Here is a 22,546-nt window from a genome sequence, read left to right as displayed (position 1 = left end):
TTGCGTCCAAGGCGGCGATGGCGGAGTGTAAAGGCGTCATGACCCAACGCAACGCTTACGTTCCGGCCGAGGTTCTCGCCAAGGCTTTTGCCGTCGGCCTCGCGCTTCTCGTCGCGACCCCGATTGCGACCCCGGCCGCTGCCGCCGATCGTGCGATCGATCACAACAAGGAATTGCAGGCCTGCCTCACCTTGGCCGAGCGGAAGCCGGCCGAGGCGTTCGAGAGCGCGCTGACTTGGCAGGACCGGGGCGGCGGCGACCTTGCGCGGCTGTGCCAGGCGCTGGCGCTGTTCCACAAGGGCGACTTCAAGGCTGCCGGCGCGCGGCTGGAGGAATTGGTGCCGGTCCTCGGCAACGACGACCCGAAGGCCGCCGCGTCCCTCCTCGGCCGCGCCGGCTGGGCGTGGCTGCGCGCCGGCGACGACGCGCGGGCGGAGCGGCTGTACAGCCAAGCGCTGGAGCGCCAGCCCAGCGACGTGGACCTCTACATCGACCGGGCTTTTGCCCGCGGCGAGGCGGAACGCTACTGGGACGCCATCGCCGACCTCGACACGGCGCTCGCCAAGGACCCGAAGCGGGCCGACGCCTATCTCTACCGGGCCGGCGCCCACAAGGCGCTGGCCAACGACCGGCAGGCCATCGCCGACATCGACCAAGCGCTGCAGTTGAAGCCGAACGATCCGGACGCCATCCTGCTGCGCGGCAACATCAAGGCGCAGGTCGGCAACGTCGCCGCCGCCAAGGACGATTGGCAGCTCGTCCAGCGCCTCGCCCCGGACACGTCGGCGGCGCGGACTGCGCAGATCAATCTGGAGCGTGCTGCGAAGTACCAGGCGGCACAGGCGCCCAAGGCCGGCGCTAAAGCGCCGGACGCCAAGAGCGGAACAGACAAGCCAGCCAAGCCGTAAACGACCCGCCGCTCAGAAATCCAGATCGGCGTAATGGCGGGGGGGCGGACAGCCGGGAATGTTGTCCGCCAGTAGGGAACGGAAACTGGGGCGCGACTTGATGCGGGCGTACCAGTCCTTGGCCTCCGGCACCTTGTCCCACGGAACGTTGTCCACATAGTCGACGCAGGACAGCGCCGCTGCCGCCGCGATGTCCGCGACGGTGAAGTGCGGCCCGGCGAGCCAGGAGCGCCGTTCCGACAGGAAGGCGATGTATTCCATGTGGTACTGGATGTTCGCGAGACCCGCCCGGATCGCCGGGGCAAAGGGGTGACCCTGGCCGGACAGGCGCTTGATCAGCTTCTCGCCGACCAGGTTCTCCGTCACCTCGCGGTCGAACTTCTGGACGAACCAGGCGACGATGCGCCGCACCTCGGCGCGCGCCACGATCTCGCGCGGCATCAGCGGCAGGTCGGGATAGGCCTCCTCCAGATACTCCAGCAGGGGGAGGCCGCCGGCCACGACGGTTCCATCCTCCTCCACCAGCACCGGCGGTTCGCCGGCTGAGTTCAGGAGCAGGAAGTCCTCGCGCCGATCCCACGGCTTTTCGATCACCGGTTCGAAGGGGAGGCCCTTCTCGGCGAGCATTACCCGCGCGATGCGGGACAAGGGATTGAGGGGGTGGTGATAAAGTATCCGCATGCCGGGCCGGACTGTAGCGCAAGGGAGACCCGGAAAACAGTCTGCGCTTCGGCGGGTGCCTTTTCCCGATCGGCGAGGGGAGTACCCTGAACGGTGAGGGTCAGAGCGCGGATTTGCGGTAGACGACCAGCGGGTCGACCTCGCCGAGGCCGGCGGACAAGACGGGGGTCCATCCGTTGTGCTCGTAGAACGCGCGGGCGGCTTCGTTGCGGGCGGCACAGGTCAGTTCGGCCGATCCCTGGAGAAGGCTGAGCGCTTCCCGCAGCAGCGCGCTGCCGATGCCGCGGCCGCGCCAAAGGGGGTCGATGAACAGGTTGTGGATGAAGCGTTCCGCCACATCCACCGAAATGAACCCGACGATGACGGACTCGGCGGCACGGCTGTCCACCTCCGCCACCAGGATTTCCTCGCCCTCCACGCAGTCGTAATAGTCGTTCAGGCCGAAGCGGTCTTCGGGATGCCAGGGGAAGGCGGCGCGGCGGCCAAGGAGGAAGATTTCGGCGCAACGCGGCCCGTCGGTCGGCCGGGCGAACCGAATGCTGACGCGCGGGCCGTCTTGTGCCGGCATGACGCCCTCCCCCATGGCTCTGGATGTCTCCAAATGTTTGGACAAGCCATCCAAACAACCATCCAGCGCATAGAATATTCCGGGGCGCACAAATTGGATAGGCCGTGTGTGCAACAGTTGGTGCAAAAACGGCGGCCCGGATGGTCCGGACCGCCGTTCGCACACGCACAATCGTCGGTCGCTACTCGGCCGGAATGGCCTTCGGCTGGTTCACCGGCACTTCCAGGCGGCTCAGCATCTCCTTGGGCACGACCTGCCAGAACTTGGCCATCTCGCGCGCCCAGTCGTTGAGGATCTCCGCGGCGAAACGGCTCTGCGTCTCGGCCACATGCTCCTCGATCAGGCGCTTCAGCTGGTCCTCGTAATGGGCGACCTCGATGCGCTGGAAGATGACGCTCTCATCGTTGATGTACAGCGGCAGGCTGTCGTCCGGATCGTAGACGTAGGCCATACCCCCGGTCATTCCGGCGGCGAAATTGTCGCCAACCCGGCCCAGGATGACCGCGGTGCCGCCGGTCATGTACTCGCAGCCGTTGGAGCCGCAGCCCTCCACCACCACGGTGGCGCCGGAGTTGCGGACGGCGAACCGCTCGCCGGCCTGGCCCGCGGCGAACAGCTTGCCGGCCGTCGCACCGTAGAGGACCGTGTTGCCGATGATCGTGTTCTTGTTCGTTTCCAGCGGCGAAGAGGTGGTCGGCCGCACCACGATGGTGCCGCCGGACAGGCCCTTGCCGACATAGTCGTTGGCGTCGCCCATCACCTCAAGCTTGATGCCCTGGACCGCGAAGGCGCCCAGCGACTGGCCGGCCGTGCCGCGCAGCCGCACGGTGATGTGGCCGGGCTGGAGCCCGAACATGCCGAACTTGCGCGTCACCATCGAGGACAGCCGCGTGCCAATGGCGCGCTGCGTGTTCCGGGCGTTGTAGGCGAGCTGCATCTTCTCGCCCTCCTCGAACAGCGGGCGGGCGTCCGCGACGATGCGGGCGTCCAGCGTGTCCGGCACTTCGTTCCGGCCCTGCAACGTGCAGTACCGCGCGTTCTCGCCCGGGTCGACCTGGGCCAGCAACGGGTTCAGGTCGAGGTCGTCGAGATGCTCGGCGCCGCGGCTGACCTGGTGCAGCAGGTCGGTGCGGCCGATGACCTCGTTCAGCGAGCGGAAGCCGAGCTGGGCCAGGATCTCGCGCACTTCCTCGGCCAGGAAGGTGAAGAGGTTGACGACCTTCTCCGGCGAGCCGACGAACTTCTCGCGCAGCTTCGGATCCTGCACGCAGACGCCGACCGGGCAGGTGTTGCTGTGGCACTGCCGCACCATGATGCAGCCCATGGCGATCAGGCTGGCGGTGCCGATGCCGTACTCTTCCGCGCCCAGCATGGCGGCGATGACGATGTCGCGGCCGGTCTTCAGGCCGCCGTCGGTGCGCAGCCGCACGCGGTGGCGCAGGCGGTTCAGCGTCAGGACCTGATGCACCTCCGACAGGCCCATCTCCCAGGGCAGGCCGGCGAACTTGATTGAGGTCTGCGGCGAGGCGCCCGTGCCGCCGGAATGGCCGGAGATCAGGATGACGTCCGCGTTGGCCTTGGCGACGCCGGCGGCAATCGTTCCAATGCCGGAACGGCTGACCAGCTTCACCGTCACTTTCGCATCCGGATTGATCTGCTTCAGGTCATAGATGAGCTGCGCCAGATCCTCGATCGAGTAGATGTCATGGTGCGGCGGCGGGCTGATCAGCATGACGCCCGGCGTCGAGTGACGCAGCCGCGCGATCATTTCCGTCACCTTGAAGCCGGGCAACTGGCCGCCCTCGCCGGGCTTGGCGCCCTGGGCGACCTTGATCTCCAGCTCGCGGCACTGGTTCAGGTACTCGGCGGTGACGCCGAAGCGGCCCGAGGCCACCTGCTTGATGGCGCTGTTCCAGTTGTCGCCGTTCTTGTCCGGGCGGAAGCGCGCCGGATCCTCGCCGCCCTCGCCGCTGTCGGACTTGGCGCCGATGCGGTTCATGGCGACGTTCAGCGTGCCGTGCGCTTCCGGCGACAGGGCGCCCATGGACATGCCCGGCGTGATAAAGCGCTTGCGGATCGAGGTGATGCTCTCGACCTCGTCCACCGACACCGGGGCGTTGGAGGAGCGCAGCTCCAGCAGGTCGCGCAGCTGCATCGGCGGCCGCTTGTTCACCTGCTCGGTGTACTTCTTGAAGGTCGTGTAGCTGTCGTTGGTCACCGCCTGCTGGAGCGTGTGGATGATGCCACCCTCCCAGCCGTGCCGGTCGCCGGACTTGCGGAAGCGGTAGAAGCCGCCAACCGGTAGGGTCACGACCTCCTCGTCGTAGGCGGACGCGTGCTGCTCCAGCACCTTCTTCTGGATGCCGTTCAGGCCGATGCCGGAGATGCGGCTGACCATGGCCGGGAAATGCTCGGCGACCAGCGCGCGCGACAGGCCGATGGCCTCGAAGTTGCCGCCGCCGCGGTAGCTGCTGATGACCGAGATGCCCATCTTGGACATGATCTTCAGCAGGCCGTCGTCGATGGCCTTCTTGTAGTTGGCCATGCCCTTTTCCAGCGGCACGGAGCCGAACAGGCCGCGGCGGTGGCGCTCGGCGATGGCCTCCTGCGCGAGGTAGGCGTTGACCGTGGTGGCGCCGACGCCGATCAGCACCGCGAAGTAATGGACGTCCAGACCCTCCGCCGTGCGCACGTTCAGCGAGGTGAAGGTGCGCAGGTTGGAGCGAATCAGGTGCGTGTGCACGGCGCCGGTGGCGAGGATCGCCGGGATGGCGGCGCGCGCCGGGCCCATCGCCTCGTCGGTCAGGATGACGTGGTTGGCGCCGCCGCGCACGGCGTCCTCCGCCTCCTGGCGGATGCGGCGCAGCGCGTCACGCAGGGCGTCCGGGCCGCCGTCGACCGGGAAGGTGGCGTCGATCTCGGCCGCCGTGTCGCCCATGTAGTCGCGCATGGCGCGGAACTCGGCGGTCGTCAGGACCGGCGACTCCAGCTGGAGCAGGCGCGTCTGGGTCTCGTCCTCCTCCAGGATGTTGCCCAGGTTGCCGAGCCGCGTCTTCAGGCTCATCACCCGGCGCTCACGAAGCGAGTCGATGGGCGGGTTGGTGACCTGGGAGAAGTTCTGGCGGAAGAAGTGGTGCAGGCCGCGGTACTTGTCCGACAGCACGGCGATGGGGCTGTCGTCGCCCATCGAGCCGATGGACTCCTTCCCGTCCTCCACCATCGGGTGAAGGATCAGCTCCATGTCTTCCATGGTGATGCCGAAAGCCTGCTGGCGGCGGCGCAGCTCGGCCTTCTCCATCTCCGACGGCTCGCCCTTCTGGGAGGCGGTCTTGACCAGCTCGTCCAGGTGGGTGGTGTTCTTGACCCACTTGCCCCACGGCTTCATCGCGGCGAGGTGGTCCTTCAGCTCGCGGTCGTGGAACAGCCGACCGGCCTGGAGGTCGACGGCGATCATTTCGCCCGGGCCGAGGCGGCCCTTCTCGACCACCTGCGTCTCGTCGATCTTCACCATGCCCGTCTCGGAGCCGGCGATGATCAGCCCGTCGGTGGTGATGGTGTAGCGCATCGGGCGCAGGCCGTTGCGGTCCATGCCTCCGACGACCCAGCGACCGTCGGTCATGGCCAGCGCGGCCGGGCCGTCCCACGGCTCCATGACGGAGTTGCAGTACTGGATCAGCGCCTTGTGGTTGTCCGGCGTGGTCTGCGAGCTGGTCAGCGCCTGCGGCACCAGCATCATCTTGACCATCGGGGCCGTGCGGCCGGCGCGGACCATCACCTCGAACACGGTGTCGAGCGCGCCGCTGTCCGACAGCCCGACGCCGATGATCGGCTTCAGGTCGGCCATGTGGCTGCCGAACACCGGATGCTCCATCCGGGTTTCGTGCGCCTTCATCCAGTTGACGTTGCCCTTCAGCGTGTTGATCTCGCCGTTGTGGGCGAGCATGCGGAAGGGCTGGGCCAGCGGCCAGGTCGGGAAGGTGTTGGTCGAATAGCGCTGATGGTAGATGGCGAAGTCGGACTCGAACCGCTCGTCCAGCAGGTCCGGGTAGAAGGTCGTCAGCTGTTCCGCCAGGAACATGCCCTTGTAGATCAGCGAGCGGGCGGAGAGGGAGCAGATGTAGAAGTCGTTGATCTGCTCGCCCTTCACCGCCTTTTCGATGCGGCGGCGGATGACGTACAGGTCCAGCTCGAACTGCTCGTCGGACACGCCCTTGCTGTTGCCGATGATGATCTGCTCGATCTCCGGCCGCGTGGCGTTGGCCTTCTCGCCGATGATGTCGACGTTGATCGGCACCTGGCGCCAGCCATAGATGTAGTAGCCGAAGGCCAGGATCTCGGTCTCGACGATGCAGCGGCAGGCTTCCTGCGCGTCCAGGCTGATGCGCGGCAGGAACACCTGGCCGACGGCCAGCTTGTTGTCCGGCGCGCGGTGACCGATGACCTTGACGTGGTCCTTGAAGAACTTCTGCGGCACGGCGACGTGGATGCCCGCGCCGTCGCCGGTCTTGCCGTCGGCGTCCACCGCGCCGCGGTGCCAGACGGCCTTCAGCGCCTCGATGCCTTTCTCGACCACCGAGCGGCGGGGCTTGCCGTCGATCGCGGCGATGAAGCCGACGCCGCAGGCGTCGTGCTCATCCTCCGGGTTGTAGGCGTTGGCAGTGGTCAGCGCCGCGGCGTTGGCGCGGTATTCGGCGACGAACTGCTCACCCTGGTTCAACTCGGTGGTCATCGGTGGACCCTTTCCGTCTTCAATGCCGGAGGGGGCTCTGCCCCTCCGCGTCCGCCTCTTGCGGATGTCGTGGACCCCGTGCGTCGGGTTTCGCTGCGCTCCACCCGACCTACGAACTACGGACTTTCGGTTACTCGGCCGCCTGGGCGACCAGTGTCTCCGCCGTCGCCTGGGCGTAGGCGTGGATCGCGTCCGCCGCGTCGCGGCCGTCGCGGATGGCCCACACGACCAGCGAGGCGCCGCGCACGATGTCGCCGGCAGCGAAGACGCCGTCCAGGTTGGTCATCTTGCTGCGGAAGTCGATCGGCAGCGTGCCCCAGCGGGTGACCTTCAGCTCCGGCTCGGCGAACATGGACGGCAGGTCCTCCGGCTCGAAGCCCAGAGCCTTGATGACCAGGTCGGCCTCGACGGTGAACTCGCTCCCCTCGATCACCTGCGGGGTCTGGCGGCCGGTGGCGTCGGCCACGCCCAGGTGGATGCGCACGGCGCGCACGCCGGTCACCACGCCGTCGCCGGTGAAGCCCTCGGGCGCGGCCTGCCAGATGAACTCCACGCCCTCTTCCTCGGCGTGGGCCACCTCGCGCTGCGAGCCCGGCATGTTCTTGCGGTCGCGGCGGTACAGGCACTTCACCGAGGTGGCGCCCTGGCGGATGGCGGTGCGGACGCAGTCCATGGCGGTGTCGCCGCCGCCCAGCACCACGACCTTCTTGCCGGCCGCGTTCAGCGAGCCGTCGGCGTAGGCCTCCACCGTGTCGCCCAGGCCCACCTTGTTGGAGGTGGTCAGGTACTCCAGGGCCGGAACGATGTTGCCGAGGCCGCAGCCCGGCGCCTGGATGTCGCGGGCCTTGTAGACGCCGGTGGCGACCAGCACGGCCACGTGGCGGCGGCGCAACTCCGGCAGGGTGGCGTCGCGGCCGACCTCGAAGTTCGGGTGGAAGACCACGCCGGCGTCAGCCAGCAGCTGCACGCGGCGCTCGACGACGTTCTTCTCCAGCTTGAAGCCGGGAATGCCGTAAACCAGCAGGCCGCCCATGCGGTCGTAGCGGTCGTAGACGTGCACCTCGTAGCCCTTGGCGCGCAGCTCTTCCGCCGCGGCGAGGCCGGCCGGGCCGGCGCCGATGACGCCGACCGACAGGCCCAGCTCCCGCGACGGCTTGCGCGGCTTGACCCAGCCCTGATCCCAGGCGGTGTCGTTGATGTACTTCTCGACCGAGCCGATGGTGACCGCGCCGTGGGTCGACTGCTCGATGACGCAGTTGCCCTCGCACAGGCGGTCCTGCGGGCAGATGCGGCCGCAGATTTCCGGGAAGTTGTTGGTCGCCTGAGAAACCTCGTAGGCCTCCTCCAGCCGCCCTTCCGCCGTCAGCTTCAGCCAGTCCGGGATGTTGTTCGAAACCGGGCAGTGGACCTGGCAGAACGGCACGCCGCACTGCGAGCAGCGGTTGGCCTGCTCATTGGCGCGCTCGTCGGAGAAGCGGGCGTAGATCTCGGCGAAGTCCTCGCGGCGCTCGCTGGCGGGGCGTTTGTCGGGCATCCGCTGCGCGGTGTGCACGAAGCCCAACATCCTCTGGTTCGCCATAGCGCCTGCTCCTTCTTCGCGCGTCCCGTGTGCTTGGGACGATGCTGGCGGCCCGGCGCCTGGAGTGGCGTGGCCGCGGTGAGAACGATTGTCCGCGGTCATGCGGTCGGAACGTCATATACCGCATAGGAACAGGTCTGGCGAGCATAATTTCGCCGTTGAGACAGGTTTGCTGACCAAACGGTCGCGCGATGCTGGAAGAACCCTTTCATTCGGCCAACAGCGGCCAAAAGCGGAAAGAAAATTAGTCCTAAAACGGACCTATGACCCTAATCGGGGTACCGCCCCTTGTCCCTTCGCCATTGCAGCGTGGCGCTGCTATAAGCCGGCATTGCCACCCGCACACCTCTTAGAAGGCCCTGTGCCGCATGTTCATCGACCAATATCTCGACGCGATTCTGCTCGGCCTGATCGAGGGCCTGACGGAGTTCCTTCCGGTGTCGTCGACCGGGCATCTGATCATTTTCGACCGGCTGTTGGACTTCCAAGGCCCTCCGGGCAAGGTGTTCGAGGTGGTGATCCAGCTCGGCGCCATTCTGGCCATCTGCACCGTCTATTTCGCGCGGCTGTGGAAGGTCGTCACCGGCCTGCCGGACAACCCGGACGCCCGGCGCTTCGCCATGGCGGTCATCCTGGCCTTCCTGCCCGCCATGGTTCTGGGTGCCGGCTTGCACGGCATCATCAAGAGCGTGCTGTTCAACCCGACCGTCGTCAGTCTCGCGCTGATCATCGGCGGCGTTGGGATCCTGCTCGCCGAACGGTTCGTGCCGGTCGCGCGCTATCATCAGATCGAGCGATTCCCGGCGCCGTTGGCGTTGAAGATCGGACTCTGCCAGTGCCTTGCGCTGGTTCCGGGCGTGTCGCGCTCCGGCGCCACCATTCTCGGCTCCCTGCTGATGGGCGTGGACCGCCGCACCGCCGCGGAGTTCTCCTTCTTCCTGGCGATCCCGACGATGGCCGGCGCCACCGTCTATGACCTCTACAAGAACTGGAGCGGGATGACCTTCGATTCCGGCGCGCTGATCGCCGTCGGCTTCGTCACCGCCTTCATCGCCGCTGCGCTGGTGGTGAAGACGCTGGTGGACTTCGTCGGCCGCTACGGCTTCGCGCCGTTCGGCTGGTACCGAATCGCGGTTGGCACAGGCATGCTGGCGTTTTTGTATTTGTAGCGCTTGCAGGTCGCTGACGGACGCAAAGCCCCGGCCATTTGGCCGGGGTTTTTTTGTTTTGATGCGGCCCGCAACGCCCCATGGCATGCGACATTCCGTCACTGCCTGCCGACCCGAAGCACCGCATCCCGCGGTGAGCGATACCAATTTGCCTTGGCTGCTCAAGGCTGTAGCGCACCGCTTTCAGCCTATGAAACAAGGCAGATCATTGGTGTGGCAAAGGAAACGCAAGACAATCGGACTATGCCGATATGTTGAATGCGCCCATGACTGCGTTACATTCGACTCAGGAAAACAGGAGGTAGTGCGCGTACCAACAAATTGACAGACAAGGAGCAGTGGAGATGAATAGAGTACAGGAGCATGCCAGTGTGTGTGGCATTTGGATTGCTGCTATAATCTTCATCACGGCCCCTTGTGTCGCGTTTGCTGGTGCGACGGAAGAGCTTCTCGATGCGTATGTCGGCTCCAGACAGTTCATCGCATTCCTGAATGAGATTATAACGAGCATGGGTGTAGCGATACACCAAATTATTGTACTGTTATTTGCATCTCTTGCGGCGATTTGGGCGTTTCTAAGGCGTGGCGGGATCGCTAGCGCTCTGGCCAATTTATCAGCTAAGAACTTCCTGGACGATTTCTTTCAACATATTCGCAAAAAGGCCATGGATGTCGTGTTCAACATCATTTTGGTCGCTTTGCTCCTGGCTTTGATCGGCGTTGGAAGGATCGTCAGGTTCGTCCTCGGCATCCTGGCGCTTTTCTAGCCGGCCAAGGGCGCTCGGCCTCGCATCACGCGCGCCGCGGTACGGCACGTGTGGAGGCCAGCGCGATCACCAAGGCCAGCGCGGCGACAAGGGCGAAGGAAAAGCCCACCGTGCTGGCCTCCGCTACGAAGCCGAGCAGGGCCGGGCCGGTCAGCACGCCGGCATAGCCCAGGGTTGCCACCGCCGCAATGGACGACGCGGCGGTGCCCTCGTCTCCGGACCCCGCCGCGCTGAACAGCACGGGCACGATGTTCGACAGGCCGAGGCCGGTCAGGCCGAAGCCAACCACCGCCACGACCGGTCCGCCCCCCAGAAGCGCCACGGCCAGGCCGGCGAAGGCGAGCATCGCCCCCGACCGCACCAGGGTCGTCCCGCCGACGCGCTGGCGAAGCGCATCCCCGCAGAAGCGACCGGCGGCCATGGCGCCGGAGAACACCGCGAAGCCCAGGCCGGCGACGGTGGTCGCCCCGCCCAGATCCTCGCGCAGATAGATGGCGCTCCAGTCCAGGATGGCGCCCTCGCTCAGGAAGGCCAGGAAGGTCAGCGCGCCAAGCAGGAGGGTGCCGCGGCTCGGCAAGGCAAGGCCGCCCGATTCCGCGCCGCCATCGGCCTTGCCCGGCAGGAAGCGGCCCTGCAGCGCCAGGAACAGCGCGATCAGCGCGCCGGCGATCACCGCGCAAGCCGCCGTGGGCGGGATCATTTGCAGGAGCAAGCCGCCGGCCGCTGCGCCGAACAGGCCGCCCAGGCTCCACATGCCGTGCAGGGACGACATGATCGGCCGGCCCAGGTGCCGCTCGACCAACGCGCCGTGCGCGTTCATGGCGACGTCCATTGTCCCGCCGGCCGCGCCGAACAGGAACAACACGGCGCACAGGGCGGCGAGGTTCGGCATCAGCGCCGGCAGGGGCAGCAGCAGCGCGAAGAGTAGGGCGGTCACCCGCACCGCTGGCGCGCTCCCCACCCGCCCGAGCAGGGCGCCGGTCCCGATCATCGCCGTCAGGGCGCCGGCGGCCAAGCAGAGCAGGGCCAGCCCGACCACGGCCGGGCTCAGGTCCAGATGGGCCTTGATCACGGGAATTTGCGTCGCCCACCCCCCGAAGACGGTGCCATTCAGAAAAAACGCCACGATGGTCGCCCATCGGGCCGCCGGGGCGCGCGCCGCCAGATCCTGCATCGGAAAACCCACGCTGTTTCAGTCACTTGCCACTTCCCGGGGAGGGCACGGGATGACGGCTAGGTGCGGGCTGGGCCGTTGGAATTCAAGGCTTGCCATGGCCGACCGGCGGTTTCTTGTCCGGTGCCTGGACGATTATGCGCCGAAGCTCATGCACCGAAGCATCCGCTGCGCCCGATGCCCGCGAGGTGCTGCGACAAATTGTACGAGATGAATTCGATTGAGCGCTCCGGTGTTCAGGGAAAACGCCGCGCGCGGAGGGAATTTTCCCGCGTTTTCAGGGAGATACAAACAGAATGGAGTTGTTTCTAAAGATACCAATTTGTCTCGGCGCAGAATATCCAATGAAAATGCATACTGGGATCTGCATATCCAAGGTTGAACATTGAAAGATGTGTGGCAAAGTAGGCAACGAAGGCGGAAATGCCTGTCATCGGTCATTCGTATACAGGAGTGATTGACATGGAGTATTGCATACGTTGGAGTGGTAGTCTGAGGATGTTGCTGTTTTCTCTTGCAATTTACGCCCTCGGCATTGGAATTGCTGGTGCTACCACTGCCGAGATCATCGCAATCCCCTACCTGGAGTATCGAGCAGAGGAAGCTGCAAACACCCAATCGCTGGTTCAGATTGGTGCGCGGATCGTCTATGGCTTCGCGGCATTGAGCACTCTCTTTGTGCTTCTGTTCGTCACCTCACGGGGAAGCACTGTTGACAGGGTCCTTAAAGAAACAGATTGGGGGGAACGCTTTTTGAAGATGCTCCGCGAGCAAGTCCTGACGACCGCAGCGTTTAAGACTCTGCTTCTCTATCTGTTGATAGGGTGTCTGGTCGGTGAGATTGCCGCCCGTGTCTATTTTCGCACGGTGGCGGCTTGGGGCTGACTTGGCGCCATCCGGACACCAAACATCCGGAATTCATGGTCTATTGATGAGGGGCTTGTGATGGGCCGACCTCGGTCTGGACCGATGAACAAACACAACGGTGTCTATGTTCTGTAAAATTCGCCTGCTCACGTAAAAGCCCCGGCCGTTCCGCCGGGGCTTTTCGCTTTCATACGCCTGCCGCGATGGTACCGTCCGCGTCAGCGCGCGCTCGGGTACTTGTTGAACTTGCCCACGTCGCGGGTCAGCGTGGAGTTGCGGCCACCGACGATGAACCGCGACAGATAGGTCGGCAGGATCACCTCGCAGCTCGCCAGCTCGGTCATTCCCAGTTCCTTGAAGCCGGGTGCGGACGGCGAGGCCACGTTGTCCGTCTTCAGAAGCTCCACCTGATCGCGGGTCAGCAGCGGGGCGATCAGCGGGATCTTCTCGAAGAAGGCGCCCAGCTTTTCCGCGATGTTGAAGGGCACCGGCACCAGCAGGCGGTGCTTGCGGCGGATCTCGTGGAGCATCAGCTCCATCAGTTCCCGGAAGGTGTAGACGCGCGGGCCGCCCAGCTCGAAGGTCTTGCCGGCCGCGCTGTCCTGGTGGACGGCGGCGGTGATGGCGTCGGCGAGGTCGCCGACATAGACCGGCTGGAACTTCGTGTTGCCGCCGATCAGCGGCAGGGCCGGAGCGATCTGCGCCATCGACGCGAACTTGTTGAAGAAGGCGTCCTCCGGCCCGAAGACGATGCTGGGGCGGATGATCGTCGCACTGGGGAAGGCCTGCAGCACCGCCTGCTCGCCGGCCGCCTTCGACCGCGCGTAGGCGGAGGCGGAACGGCCGCCGGCGCCGATGGCCGAAACATGGACCAGCTTGCGCACGCCGTTGGCCGCCGCGATGCGGGCGATGCGCGTCGGGGCGTCGACATGGACGGTCTGGAAGCTCCAGGGGGCCGTCTCGTAGAGCGCGCCGATCAGGTTAATGACCGTGTCGCTGCCCTGGATGGCGCGCGCGACCGACTGGTCGTCGGTGACGTCGGCGGCCATCGGCACGATCTGCCCGACCGAGCCGGCCGTCTTCAGGAAGTTCGCCTGGTTCGGATGGCGCGACACGACGCGCACGATGGCGCCCGACTTGGCGAGGCGGCGGATCAGATGGCGGCCGATGAAGCCCGAACCGCCGAACACCGTGACCACTTCATAGCGATAGGACATCGACCTTCTCCCGTGCCGTTTGGGCCCGCAATATGCTGCGATCCGACAGCGGCCGAGCCAGGGCGCGGCCGGCGGATCGGAGGATGCTTATAGAGAAAACTCCCCGGCGAGGCTAGGCCTGCCGCGCGGCTTCCAGCCCAAAACACGGCGAAGCGGACGGAAGGAGGAGGGTGGCCCCGACCTCCGCGCAAAAAGTGAAAAAAAGCTGTTGACGGAGATCCGCCGTCCGGCTACATAAGCGGCCCACACCGAGCCCAGGTGGCGGAATTGGTAGACGCGCAGGTTTCAGGTACCTGTGGCAGAAATGTCGTGGAAGTTCGAGTCTTCTCCTGGGCACCAAATCTACCCGGCTGCGCCGCATGCTACGGACCTCCCCTTGCAGGGGACGGGAAGGAAGCAGAGCGGCGTTCGTCGTTTCTAGGGTCCATGGCCGGGGGCCGTCCTCCAACGCGGGAAGCCACCCGATGCCCATCGATCTTCATGACGGCGACCTGCCGGACGGCCTCGACCTGAAAGCCATGGCCCGCGACGGCGCCGTCGCGATCGACACCGAAACCATGGGGCTGAATCCCCACCGCGACCGGCTCTGCCTGGTCCAGCTGTCGCCCGGCGACGGCACGGTGCATCTCGTCCAGTTCCGCAAGGGGCGCTACGACGCGCCGAATTTGAAGCGGCTGCTGACCGACCCGCAGGTTACCAAGCTGTTCCACTTCGCCCGCTTCGACGTCGCGATCATGCAGGCCTACCTCGGCATCGTCTGCCAGCCGGTCTACTGCACGAAGGTCGCGTCCAAGCTGGTGCGCACCTTCACCGACAAGCACGGCCTGAAGGATCTGGTGAAGGACCTGCTGGGCGTGGAGCTGTCCAAGCAGCAGCAGTCCTCGGACTGGGGTGCGGACGAACTGACGCCGGAGCAGATGAAGTACGCCGCGTCCGACGTGCTGCACCTGCACGACCTGAAGGACAAGCTGGACGTCATGCTGGCCCGCGAAGGGCGGACGCACTTGGCCAAGGCCTGCTTCGATTTCCTGCCGGCGCGCGGCGCCCTCGACCTTGGCGGCTGGGACCAGCCGGACATTTTGGCGCACTGAGCCATTTTGGCGCACTGATTGCCGATCGCGCTGGAATAGGCTTGTCCATCCGGGCGTTGATTTGACCGGTGGCGCATTGGTGGGCATACTGCCGGGGCGGGGATCCGCCCGTCGGGGCATATGCCCAACCCCGGGTTCGCCGGTGTACCTGTGATTGCCCGCGGCGCGCCGCCGCCCGTTGGCACAACTGAAGAGGCAGCTTCGCCTTGACCAGCCTGATCGATTGCCCGGCCGCCGGGGAGCAGGACGAGACGCTCGCCACGGCCGTGCCCGACCGCGACATCGCCAGCGCCGTGCGCGTCCTGCGCATGGAGGCCAACGCGCTGACGGCGCTGGCCGCCAGCCTGGACGGCGCCTTCACCCGCGCGCTCGACACGCTGGGCGGAATCGCCGGCCGCGTCGTGGTGACGGGCATGGGCAAGTCCGGCCATGTCGCGCGGAAGATCGCGGCGACCCTGGCCTCCACCGGCACGCCGGCCTTCTTCGTCCATCCGGGCGAGGCCAGCCACGGCGACCTCGGAATGATCGCGCGCGAAGATGCGGTGATCGCGCTGTCCAACTCCGGCGAAACCCACGAGCTGTCGGACGTCATCGCCTACACCCGGCGCTTCGCCATCCCGCTGATCGGCGTCACCCGCCGCGCCGGTTCCTCGCTTGCGGAGCAGTCGGACGTGGCGCTGGTCCTGCCGTCGGCGCCGGAAGCCTGTCCGCTTGGCCTCGCCCCCACCACCTCGACCACCATGATGCTGGCCCTGGGTGACGCCCTGGCCGTGGCGCTGTTGGAGCGTCGTGGCTTTACCGCGTCCGACTTCAAGGAGCTGCATCCCGGCGGCCAACTGGGCCGGGCGCTGCTGAAGGTCACCGACGTCATGCACAAGGGCGACGACATGCCCCTGTGCCGCCTGCACACCCCGCTGTCGGACGTGATCCTGGAGATGACGGCCAAGCGGCTCGGCTGCGTCGGCGTGCTGGACGACGAGGGTGTGCTGGTCGGCGTCATCACCGACGGCGACTTGCGCCGCCATCTGAAGCCCGAATTGCTTGCGGAGCGGGCGGACAGCATCCTGTCGCCCCGGCCGAAGACGATCCGTCCAAAGGCGCTGGTCGTGGAAGCCCTGCGGGAGATGAACGAGAAACAGATCACCAGCCTGTTCGTGATCGAGGCTGACCGGCCGCTTGGCGTCGTGCACATCCACGACTGCCTGCGTGCCGGGGCGGCGTGAGCGGCGGCCGGTGGAAGGTGGCCTGATGGACAGCGGCTTGATCGAACGTCGCCATGGTGAGCGAGGCCCGAAGGAAAGCGGACCGATGAGCGGGGACGACCTACGCGCGGGCGACCTGCGTGCGGATGGCCGGCACCGGATCGGTGGACCGGGTTCCGCCGACGGGGATCCGCTCGTTGCGCTGCGCGCCGATCCATCGGGCGGGCGCGCCCACCGCCGTCGGGTCATCCGGCCAGTCAGCCGGCTGTACAGCCGTTTTGTCACCGGAATGAAGTTCGTGCTGCCGGCCGTGGCGCTCGCGGTGCTGGCGCTGATCGCGGCCTGGCCGTCGCTGACCGAGCTGCCGACTCCGAAGATCGCGGCCGACAAGGGCCAGACGGAGATGATCAAGCCGCGCTATCTGAGCAAGGACGAGCAGAACCAGCCCTTCTCCCTGATCGCGGTGAAAGCGGACAAGCTGGCCGACCAGCCGGACATTGTGGTGCTGGACAAGCCGGAAATGGAAATGACCCAGAAGGACGGGGCCTGGGTCAACATCCGGTCCGACAAGGGCTGGTACGACCAGAACACCGGCATCCTGAAGATGCGCGGCAACGTCCACGTGCTGCGCGACGACGGCAACGAGTTCACCACGGAAGAGGCCGACTCCGACGTCCGCAAGGGCACGGCCTGGGGCGACGTCCATGTGGTCGGCCAGGGGCCGCAGGGCGTGATCAACGCCGAAGGCTTCCGCCTGTCCGACCGCGGCAAGACGATGGTCTTCCTGAATCAATCCAAGGCCGACGTCCAGGCCGCCGAGCGCCCGGGGGGAGGAAAGAAGCGGTGAGTGCATCCACGTTCGCGGCCAAGTTTGCGAGCAATGCCGCTGCCGCCCTCGCGCTGGTCGGCCTGCTGGCGCTTTCGCCGGCCCCGGCCCTGGCGCAGGGACTTCCCGGCCTGGGCGGCGGGCCCAACCCGGTCGAGGTCAACGCCGACCAGGCGATCGAATGGCACCAGGACATCCGCGCCTACGTCGCGCGCGGCAACGCCTCGGCCAAGCGCAACGACAGCACCGTCTATGCCGACGTGCTGACCGCCTATTACCGCGAGGTCCCCGGCAAGGGCAACGAGGTGTTCCAGCTGGTCGCCGAGGGCAACGTGCGCATCGTCAGTCCGTCGCAGACGGTGTTCGGCGAGCGCGGCGTCTACGACGTGGACAAACAGGTCGCGGTGGTGACCGGCAACAACCTGAAGCTGGTCACGCGCACCGACGTGGTCACCGCCCGCGACACGCTGGAATATTACGAGGCCAAGGACATGGCGGTGGCGCGCGGCGACGCGCTGGCGGTGCGCCAGTCCAACGGCGACCGGCTGCGCGCCGACGTGCTGATCGGCCAGTTCAAGAAGATGCCGGACGGTTCCACCCAAATGGAGCGGATCGACGGGTCCGGCAACGTGGTCGTCACGACGAGCACCGACGTCGCTCTGTCGGACAAGCTGGTCTATTCGGTCGCGGACGAGACGGCGGTGCTTCTCGGCAACGTCAAGATCACGCGCAACGACAACCAGCTGAATGGCGAAGCCGCGGAGATGAACACCAAGACCAAGGTCAACCGGGTCATCGCCGGTCCCGCCACCGGCGGGCGGGTGATGGGTCTGCTGGTTCCCGGACAGGAGCCCGGCAGCCCCGGCGCGCCGGCCTCCGGCAAGCCGGGTGGCAAGCCGGCCAAATCCTCCAAGCCCTGACGGCTTCCACCAGACCGGCCGGCGGCCCACTCCCGGCAGACAACACGATGACCCCAACACGATGACCATGGATATCGAAGACCGGGACCTTGACGAACACCGGGCCGCGACGCCGGATCCGGCGGCCGGATCCGCGCTGGCTGCCAGCCTGCCGTCCGAGGGGCTCGTCGCCCTGCATTTGGGCAAGTCCTACAAGAAGCGCCCCGTTGTCCGCGACGTGACCGTGACGGTGCAGCGGGGCGAGGCTGTCGGCCTGCTGGGCCCCAACGGCGCCGGCAAGACCACCTGCTTCTACATGATCACCGGCCTGATCGCGGCCGACTCGGGCACCATCCTGCTTGACGGGCAGGACATCACGGCGCTGCCCATGTACCGCCGCGCGCGGCTCGGCATCGGCTACCTGCCGCAGGAGGCGTCGATCTTCCGCGGCATGTCGGTGGAGAACAACATCCGCGCCGTGCTGGAGGTCGTGGAGACAAACCGCGACGCCCGCGAGGCGATGCTGGACGAGCTTCTGGCCGAATTCTCCATCACCCATCTGCGGCGCGCGCCGGCGCTGGCCCTGTCGGGCGGCGAGCGGCGCCGCGTGGAGATCGCCCGCGCGCTGGCCTCGCAGCCGCATTTCATCCTGCTGGACGAACCGCTGGCCGGCATCGACCCGATCGCCGTGAACGACATCCGCGAACTGGTCAGCCACCTGCGCGACCGCGGCATCGGGGTGCTGATCACGGACCACAACGTGCGCGAAACGCTGGACCTCGTCGATCGGGCATACATCTTGCACGATGGTGTGGTACTAATGGAGGGAGAGCCGTCGGAGATCGTCGCGCACCAGGATGTGCGGCGCGTCTACCTCGGCGACCGGTTCAGCCTCTAGCCTGGTCTCCCTGCCCATGGCGCTCAGCCAACGACTCGATCTACGCCAAACCCAGTCCCTGGTGATGACCCCGCAGTTGCAGCAGGCGATCAAGCTGCTGCAGCTGTCGAACATCGAGTTGTCGGATTTCGTGGATCGGGAGATCGAGCAGAATCCCCTCCTGGAACGCGACGGCGGCCCCGGGGATTCCGGGGGCGATTCCGCCGGCGGCGACGGCGGTGCCAATGGCGCGGCCGAGCCGGGCATGGCCGACCTGTCCGGTCCGGACGAGGCGCCGCCGCCGTCCTTCGAGGGACGGACCCGCGACACGGTGGAGATGACCTCGTCGGAGACGATGGGCTCCTCCTCCGACGCTCCGCTCGACACCGATTTTGAGAACGTCTACGCCGACGACCGCTTTTCCGACGGAACCGACGGGTCGAGCGACGTCTACGGCTCCTGGCAGGAGCGCGGCGGGCGCGGCGGTTTCGACGACGACGACAGCAACCTCGAAGCGACGCTGTCCGGACAGGTCAGTCTGCGCGATCACCTGATCGAGCAGCTGAAGATCGACCTGCCGGATCACGGCGACCAGCTGATCGGCCTTGCGCTGATCGACATGCTCGACGAGTCGGGCTGGATCATCGGCCTGGAGATTGAGGCGCTCGCCGGGCAGCTCGGCTGCGGGCCGGAGCGGGTGGAACGGGTGCTGGCCGCCTGCCAGCGCTTCGATCCGCCGGGCATCTTTGCGCGCTCCCTGAAGGAATGCCTGGCCATCCAGCTGCGCGAGAAGAACCGGTTCGATCCGGCCATGGAGGCCCTGCTCGACAATCTGGAGCTTCTGGCCGCGCGCAACCTGCCGGCGCTGATGAAGGTCTGCGGCGTGGACGCCGAGGACATCGCTGACATGGTCGCCGAGATCCGCAAGCTGAACCCCAAGCCGGCGCTCTGCTTCGACCACACGCCGGCGCAGCTCGTCACGCCGGACATCCTGATGCGCGCCAACCCCGGCGGCGGCTGGCTGATCGACCTGAACCCGGACACTTTGCCGCGGGTGCTGGTCAACCACCGCTACTTCGCGCGCATTTCCGGAACGGCCCGCAACAAGGCCGACAAGGAGTACATCACCGAGCGTTTCCAGTCCGCGAACTGGCTGGTGAAGTCGCTGCACCAGCGCGCCACCACTATCTTGAAGGTGGCCAGCGAAATCATCCGACAACAGGACGCCTTCTTCATTCATGGTGTCTCTCATCTTAAGCCTCTGATCCTTCGCGACATCGCGGAGGCGATCGGCATGCACGAGAGCACGGTCAGCCGCGTCACCACCAACAAGTTCATGGCGACCTCGCGGGGCGTGTTCGAGCTGAAATACTTCTTCACCTCTGCCATCCAGGGTGCCGACGGGCAGGCCGCTCATTCCGCAGAAGCGGTTCGGCACCGCATCAAGACCATGATCGACGCGGAGAAAGCGGAGGACGTGCTGTCCGACGACAAAATTGTCGAGATCCTTAGGGGTGAAGGGATCGACATTGCGCGACGGACCGTCGCGAAGTATCGTGAAGCGATGCGAATTCCGTCATCGGTGCAGCGCCGCCGTGCCAAGATGTCACGCATGTAAACGGGTCCGAACAAGGGCGTCGTTCGTTGACAGCCTAGGGCTTGGCCACTATGGTCCCGGTCCGCATGTGGCGGCGTGCCGTCGTCTTCTGTCCCTCGCGGACCAATTTGGAAACCACCCAAAATGCAACTGACCGTCAAAGGCAAGCAGCTTGACGTTGGCGATGCCCTGCGCACCCACGTCGCGGATAGCCTGAACTCCGTCGTCGGCAAGTATTTCAACAAGCCGATCGAGGCGAACGTCGTCCTCACGCGCGACGCGCACCTGTTCAAGGCCGACATCCAGGTCCATGTCGGTCGTGGCATCGTGCTGCAGAGCGCGTCGGAAGCGACCGAGCCGTATCCGGCGTTCGACACGGCCTGCGAGAAGCTGTCCAAGCGCCTGCGCCGGTACAAGAGCCGCCTGCGCGACCACCACACCGTCGACGCCGCCGCGCAGCAGGAGGCCGTGCCGGCCCGCTACCAGATCCTGGAAGCGGAAAAGGACGAGGCCCAGGTCGACGGCGACGAGGCAGCGGCCGAAAAGGTCCAGCCCATGGTCATCGCCGAGATGCAGACCTCCATCGCGACCCTGACGGTCAGCGAGGCGGTGATGCGCATGGAGTTGGCCGACTCCCCGGCTCTGCTGTTCAACAACAGTGCGCATGGCCGTCTGAACCTGGTCTACCGTCGTGCCGATGGCAACATCGGCTGGGTCGACCCGGCGGAGAAGGCCGGCGCCTGATCCCGGGCTCCGTCGCAACCACACCGCAACAGTCATGCTCGATCTCATCACGCCGCACGCCATCCTCCCCAGCCTCAAGGCCGGCAGCAAGAAGCAGGCCCTGCAGGACATGGCGCGCAAGGCGGCCGAGCTGACCGGCCAGCACGAACGGGCGATCTTCGACGTCCTGCTGGAACGCGAGCGGTTGGGCACCACCGGCGTGGGGCATGGCATCGCCATCCCCCACGGCAAGCTGTCCAACCTCGACCGTGTCCATGGCGTCTTCGCCCGGCTGGAGCGGCCCATCGACTTCGACGCGATCGATGAGCAGCCGGTCGATCTGATTTTCCTGCTGTTGGCTCCGGACCATGCCGGCGCCGACCATTTGAAGGCGCTGGCCCGTGTGTCGCGCCTGCTGCGCGACCAGTCCATGTGTGAAAAGCTGCGCGGCTCCGACTCGGCGGACGCGATCTACGCGCTCCTGACCCAGCACGAAGCAAGCCACGCCGTGTGAATCAGAACGGGAGGGCGGGAGCCCTCCCGTTTCCTTTGCACCCCCCGGCGCGCTATACTCTCTCCATGCCGAACGCGATCCGAAAGCCGTGGATCACGCCCGAGGACTACCTCGCCGCCGAGCGGGTGGCCGAGTTGTACGCGCCATGAGGCCTGGGTGGGTTGGGTGGAGCGTACGCGGAACCCAACACCGTTGGCGATGATGGGTCTGTTGGGTTGCGCTTCGCTCCACCCAACCTACGGTCTACGGTCTCGTCAAATGTGTTCGGCCCAGGCCATGTAGTTCACGTCGAGGTCGCGCGGGTTCAGGCGGAACTCGTCGGACAGTGGGCTGTACGTCACCCCGGTCAGGTCCTTGATGCCCAGCCCGTGCGCGCGTACAGCGGCGGCAAGCTCGCTCGGGCGCAGGAACTGACGCCAGTTGTGAGTGCCGCGCGGCATCCAGCGCAGGATGTACTCCGCCCCCACGATGGCCAGCGCGAAGGACTTCGGCGTGCGGTTCAGGGTGGCGAGGAACAGCACGCCGCCGGGCGACAGCAGGTCGGCGCAGGACTTCACGAACAGGTCGACATCCGCGACATGCTCGATCACCTCCATCGCCAGCACCACGTCGAAGCGCTCGCCGGAGGCGGCCAGCGCCTCCGCCGTGGTGGCGCGATAGTCGACGGCGGTGCCGGTCTCCGACGCGTGGGTGGCGGCGGTCCTCACGTTCTTCTCCGACGCGTCGACGCCGACCACCGTGGCGCCCATGCGGGCGATGGGCTCCGCCAGCAGGCCACCGCCGCAGCCGATGTCCACGACGCGGATGCCCTTCAACGGTTCGGGCGCCAGCGGGTCGCGGCCGAGCCGCCGGCAGACGGTGTCGCGGATGTAGGTCAGGCGCAGCGGGTTGAGACGGTGCAGCGGCCGGAACTTGCCGGTCGGGTCCCACCATTCCGCGGCGATGGCGGAAAAGCGGGCGACGTCCGCTGGATCAACAGTGCCTGCGGTTCCGGCAGTCGCGGTCATGAATGAAATCCCGTATGCTGGTTTGCGATAACAATTGCGGGGCGAACTTGCCTCGCTGTGAACGACAGAGTATGGATACGCCGCCCCGCGCCGGCAACGGTAGAGCGGGGGCGCGCGGACGGCCGGTTTTTTCGGCACAGATATGGTGTGA

Annotated in this window: 19 protein-coding genes and 1 tRNA gene; 13 read left to right on the top strand and 7 right to left on the bottom strand. The window is 66.3% G+C overall.

Going from position 1 to position 22,546, the window contains the following annotated elements; all coding sequences use genetic code 11:
• Positions 1 to 38 precede the first annotated feature (38 nt).
• A complete protein-coding gene (locus M2351_RS43530) occupies positions 39 to 908 on the top strand; it encodes a tetratricopeptide repeat protein (protein ID WP_264662173.1) in 870 nt (289 codons plus the stop codon).
• Positions 909 to 920: 12 nt separating this feature from the next.
• On the opposite strand, the gene M2351_RS43525 is transcribed toward M2351_RS43530, so the two are convergent.
• The 4 genes from M2351_RS43525 to M2351_RS43510 all read right to left on the bottom strand — a co-directional run bounded on the left by M2351_RS43525 (position 921) and on the right by M2351_RS43510 (position 8,465).
• Complete coding sequence (locus M2351_RS43525) at positions 921 to 1,589, bottom strand: glutathione S-transferase family protein (RefSeq protein WP_264662172.1); 669 nt, start codon at positions 1,587 to 1,589, stop codon at positions 921 to 923.
• A 100-nt stretch (positions 1,590 to 1,689) separates the two neighbouring features.
• Positions 1,690 to 2,157, bottom strand: a complete 468-nt coding sequence (locus M2351_RS43520; protein WP_264662171.1) for a GNAT family N-acetyltransferase — start codon at positions 2,155 to 2,157, stop codon at positions 1,690 to 1,692.
• Between the two features lie 181 nt (positions 2,158 to 2,338).
• Positions 2,339 to 6,886, bottom strand: coding sequence for a glutamate synthase large subunit (gene gltB / locus M2351_RS43515; RefSeq protein ID WP_264662170.1), 4,548 nt, complete (start codon positions 6,884 to 6,886; stop codon positions 2,339 to 2,341).
• A 130-nt stretch (positions 6,887 to 7,016) separates the two neighbouring features.
• Complete coding sequence (locus M2351_RS43510; protein ID WP_264662169.1) at positions 7,017 to 8,465, bottom strand: NAD(P)-dependent oxidoreductase; 1,449 nt, start codon at positions 8,463 to 8,465, stop codon at positions 7,017 to 7,019.
• A 368-nt stretch (positions 8,466 to 8,833) separates the two neighbouring features.
• On the opposite strand from M2351_RS43510, the gene M2351_RS43505 reads away from it, so the two are divergent.
• Positions 8,834 to 9,634, top strand: a complete 801-nt coding sequence (locus M2351_RS43505) for an undecaprenyl-diphosphate phosphatase (RefSeq protein WP_264662168.1) — start codon at positions 8,834 to 8,836, stop codon at positions 9,632 to 9,634.
• A gap of 344 nt (positions 9,635 to 9,978) precedes the next feature.
• Positions 9,979 to 10,401, top strand: a complete 423-nt coding sequence (locus M2351_RS43500; RefSeq protein ID WP_264662167.1) for a hypothetical protein — start codon at positions 9,979 to 9,981, stop codon at positions 10,399 to 10,401.
• A 25-nt stretch (positions 10,402 to 10,426) separates the two neighbouring features.
• Here the strand turns inward: M2351_RS43500 and M2351_RS43495 are convergent, their stop codons facing one another.
• Positions 10,427 to 11,587: an MFS transporter gene (locus M2351_RS43495; protein ID WP_264662166.1), complete on the bottom strand. Its 1,161-nt coding sequence runs from the start codon at positions 11,585 to 11,587 to the stop codon at positions 10,427 to 10,429.
• Between the two features lie 411 nt (positions 11,588 to 11,998).
• On the opposite strand from M2351_RS43495, the gene M2351_RS43490 reads away from it, so the two are divergent.
• Entirely contained in the window at positions 11,999 to 12,460 is a 462-nt protein-coding gene (locus tag M2351_RS43490) for a hypothetical protein (RefSeq protein ID WP_264662165.1), read from the top strand.
• A 200-nt stretch (positions 12,461 to 12,660) separates the two neighbouring features.
• On the opposite strand, the gene M2351_RS43485 is transcribed toward M2351_RS43490, so the two are convergent.
• Positions 12,661 to 13,659 carry a complex I NDUFA9 subunit family protein gene (locus M2351_RS43485; protein ID WP_264662164.1) on the bottom strand — a complete coding sequence of 333 codons (999 nt, stop codon included), beginning with the start codon at positions 13,657 to 13,659 and terminating at the stop codon, positions 12,661 to 12,663.
• Positions 13,660 to 13,911: 252 nt separating this feature from the next.
• On the opposite strand from M2351_RS43485, the gene M2351_RS43480 reads away from it, so the two are divergent.
• From M2351_RS43480 to ptsN, 9 genes are all read left to right on the top strand, one after another.
• Positions 13,912 to 13,998 (top strand) — tRNA-Leu (locus tag M2351_RS43480).
• A gap of 125 nt (positions 13,999 to 14,123) precedes the next feature.
• On the top strand, positions 14,124 to 14,750 hold the full coding sequence (locus tag M2351_RS43475; RefSeq protein ID WP_264662163.1) for a ribonuclease D: 627 nt from the start codon (positions 14,124 to 14,126) through the stop codon (positions 14,748 to 14,750).
• A 308-nt stretch (positions 14,751 to 15,058) separates the two neighbouring features.
• Entirely contained in the window at positions 15,059 to 15,973 is a 915-nt protein-coding gene (locus M2351_RS43470) for a KpsF/GutQ family sugar-phosphate isomerase (RefSeq protein WP_264662450.1), read from the top strand.
• 85 nt (positions 15,974 to 16,058) lie between these two features.
• A complete protein-coding gene (gene lptC / locus M2351_RS43465) occupies positions 16,059 to 16,799 on the top strand; it encodes an LPS export ABC transporter periplasmic protein LptC (RefSeq protein WP_264662162.1) in 741 nt (246 codons plus the stop codon).
• Complete coding sequence (locus tag M2351_RS43460) at positions 16,796 to 17,698, top strand: LptA/OstA family protein (protein WP_264662161.1); 903 nt, start codon at positions 16,796 to 16,798, stop codon at positions 17,696 to 17,698. The genes lptC and M2351_RS43460 overlap by 4 nt, the downstream gene beginning before the upstream one ends.
• Positions 17,699 to 17,765: 67 nt before the next feature.
• Positions 17,766 to 18,575, top strand: a complete 810-nt coding sequence (gene lptB / locus M2351_RS43455; RefSeq protein ID WP_264662449.1) for an LPS export ABC transporter ATP-binding protein — start codon at positions 17,766 to 17,768, stop codon at positions 18,573 to 18,575.
• 16 nt (positions 18,576 to 18,591) lie between these two features.
• Positions 18,592 to 20,172: an RNA polymerase factor sigma-54 gene (rpoN, locus tag M2351_RS43450; RefSeq protein ID WP_264662160.1), complete on the top strand. Its 1,581-nt coding sequence runs from the start codon at positions 18,592 to 18,594 to the stop codon at positions 20,170 to 20,172.
• Between the two features lie 123 nt (positions 20,173 to 20,295).
• On the top strand, positions 20,296 to 20,895 hold the full coding sequence (gene hpf / locus M2351_RS43445) for a ribosome hibernation-promoting factor, HPF/YfiA family (RefSeq protein WP_264662159.1): 600 nt from the start codon (positions 20,296 to 20,298) through the stop codon (positions 20,893 to 20,895).
• Positions 20,896 to 20,929: 34 nt separating this feature from the next.
• Complete coding sequence (gene ptsN / locus M2351_RS43440; protein WP_209765453.1) at positions 20,930 to 21,388, top strand: PTS IIA-like nitrogen regulatory protein PtsN; 459 nt, start codon at positions 20,930 to 20,932, stop codon at positions 21,386 to 21,388.
• A gap of 254 nt (positions 21,389 to 21,642) precedes the next feature.
• On the opposite strand, the gene ubiG is transcribed toward ptsN, so the two are convergent.
• A complete protein-coding gene (ubiG, locus tag M2351_RS43435) occupies positions 21,643 to 22,395 on the bottom strand; it encodes a bifunctional 2-polyprenyl-6-hydroxyphenol methylase/3-demethylubiquinol 3-O-methyltransferase UbiG (protein WP_264662158.1) in 753 nt (250 codons plus the stop codon).
• Between the last annotated feature and the right edge of the window lie 151 nt (positions 22,396 to 22,546).

The organism is Azospirillum canadense (genome assembly GCF_025961225.1).
GTDB lineage: Bacteria > Pseudomonadota > Alphaproteobacteria > Azospirillales > Azospirillaceae > Azospirillum > Azospirillum canadense.
This window is presented reverse-complemented; position numbering and strand designations above follow the sequence as displayed.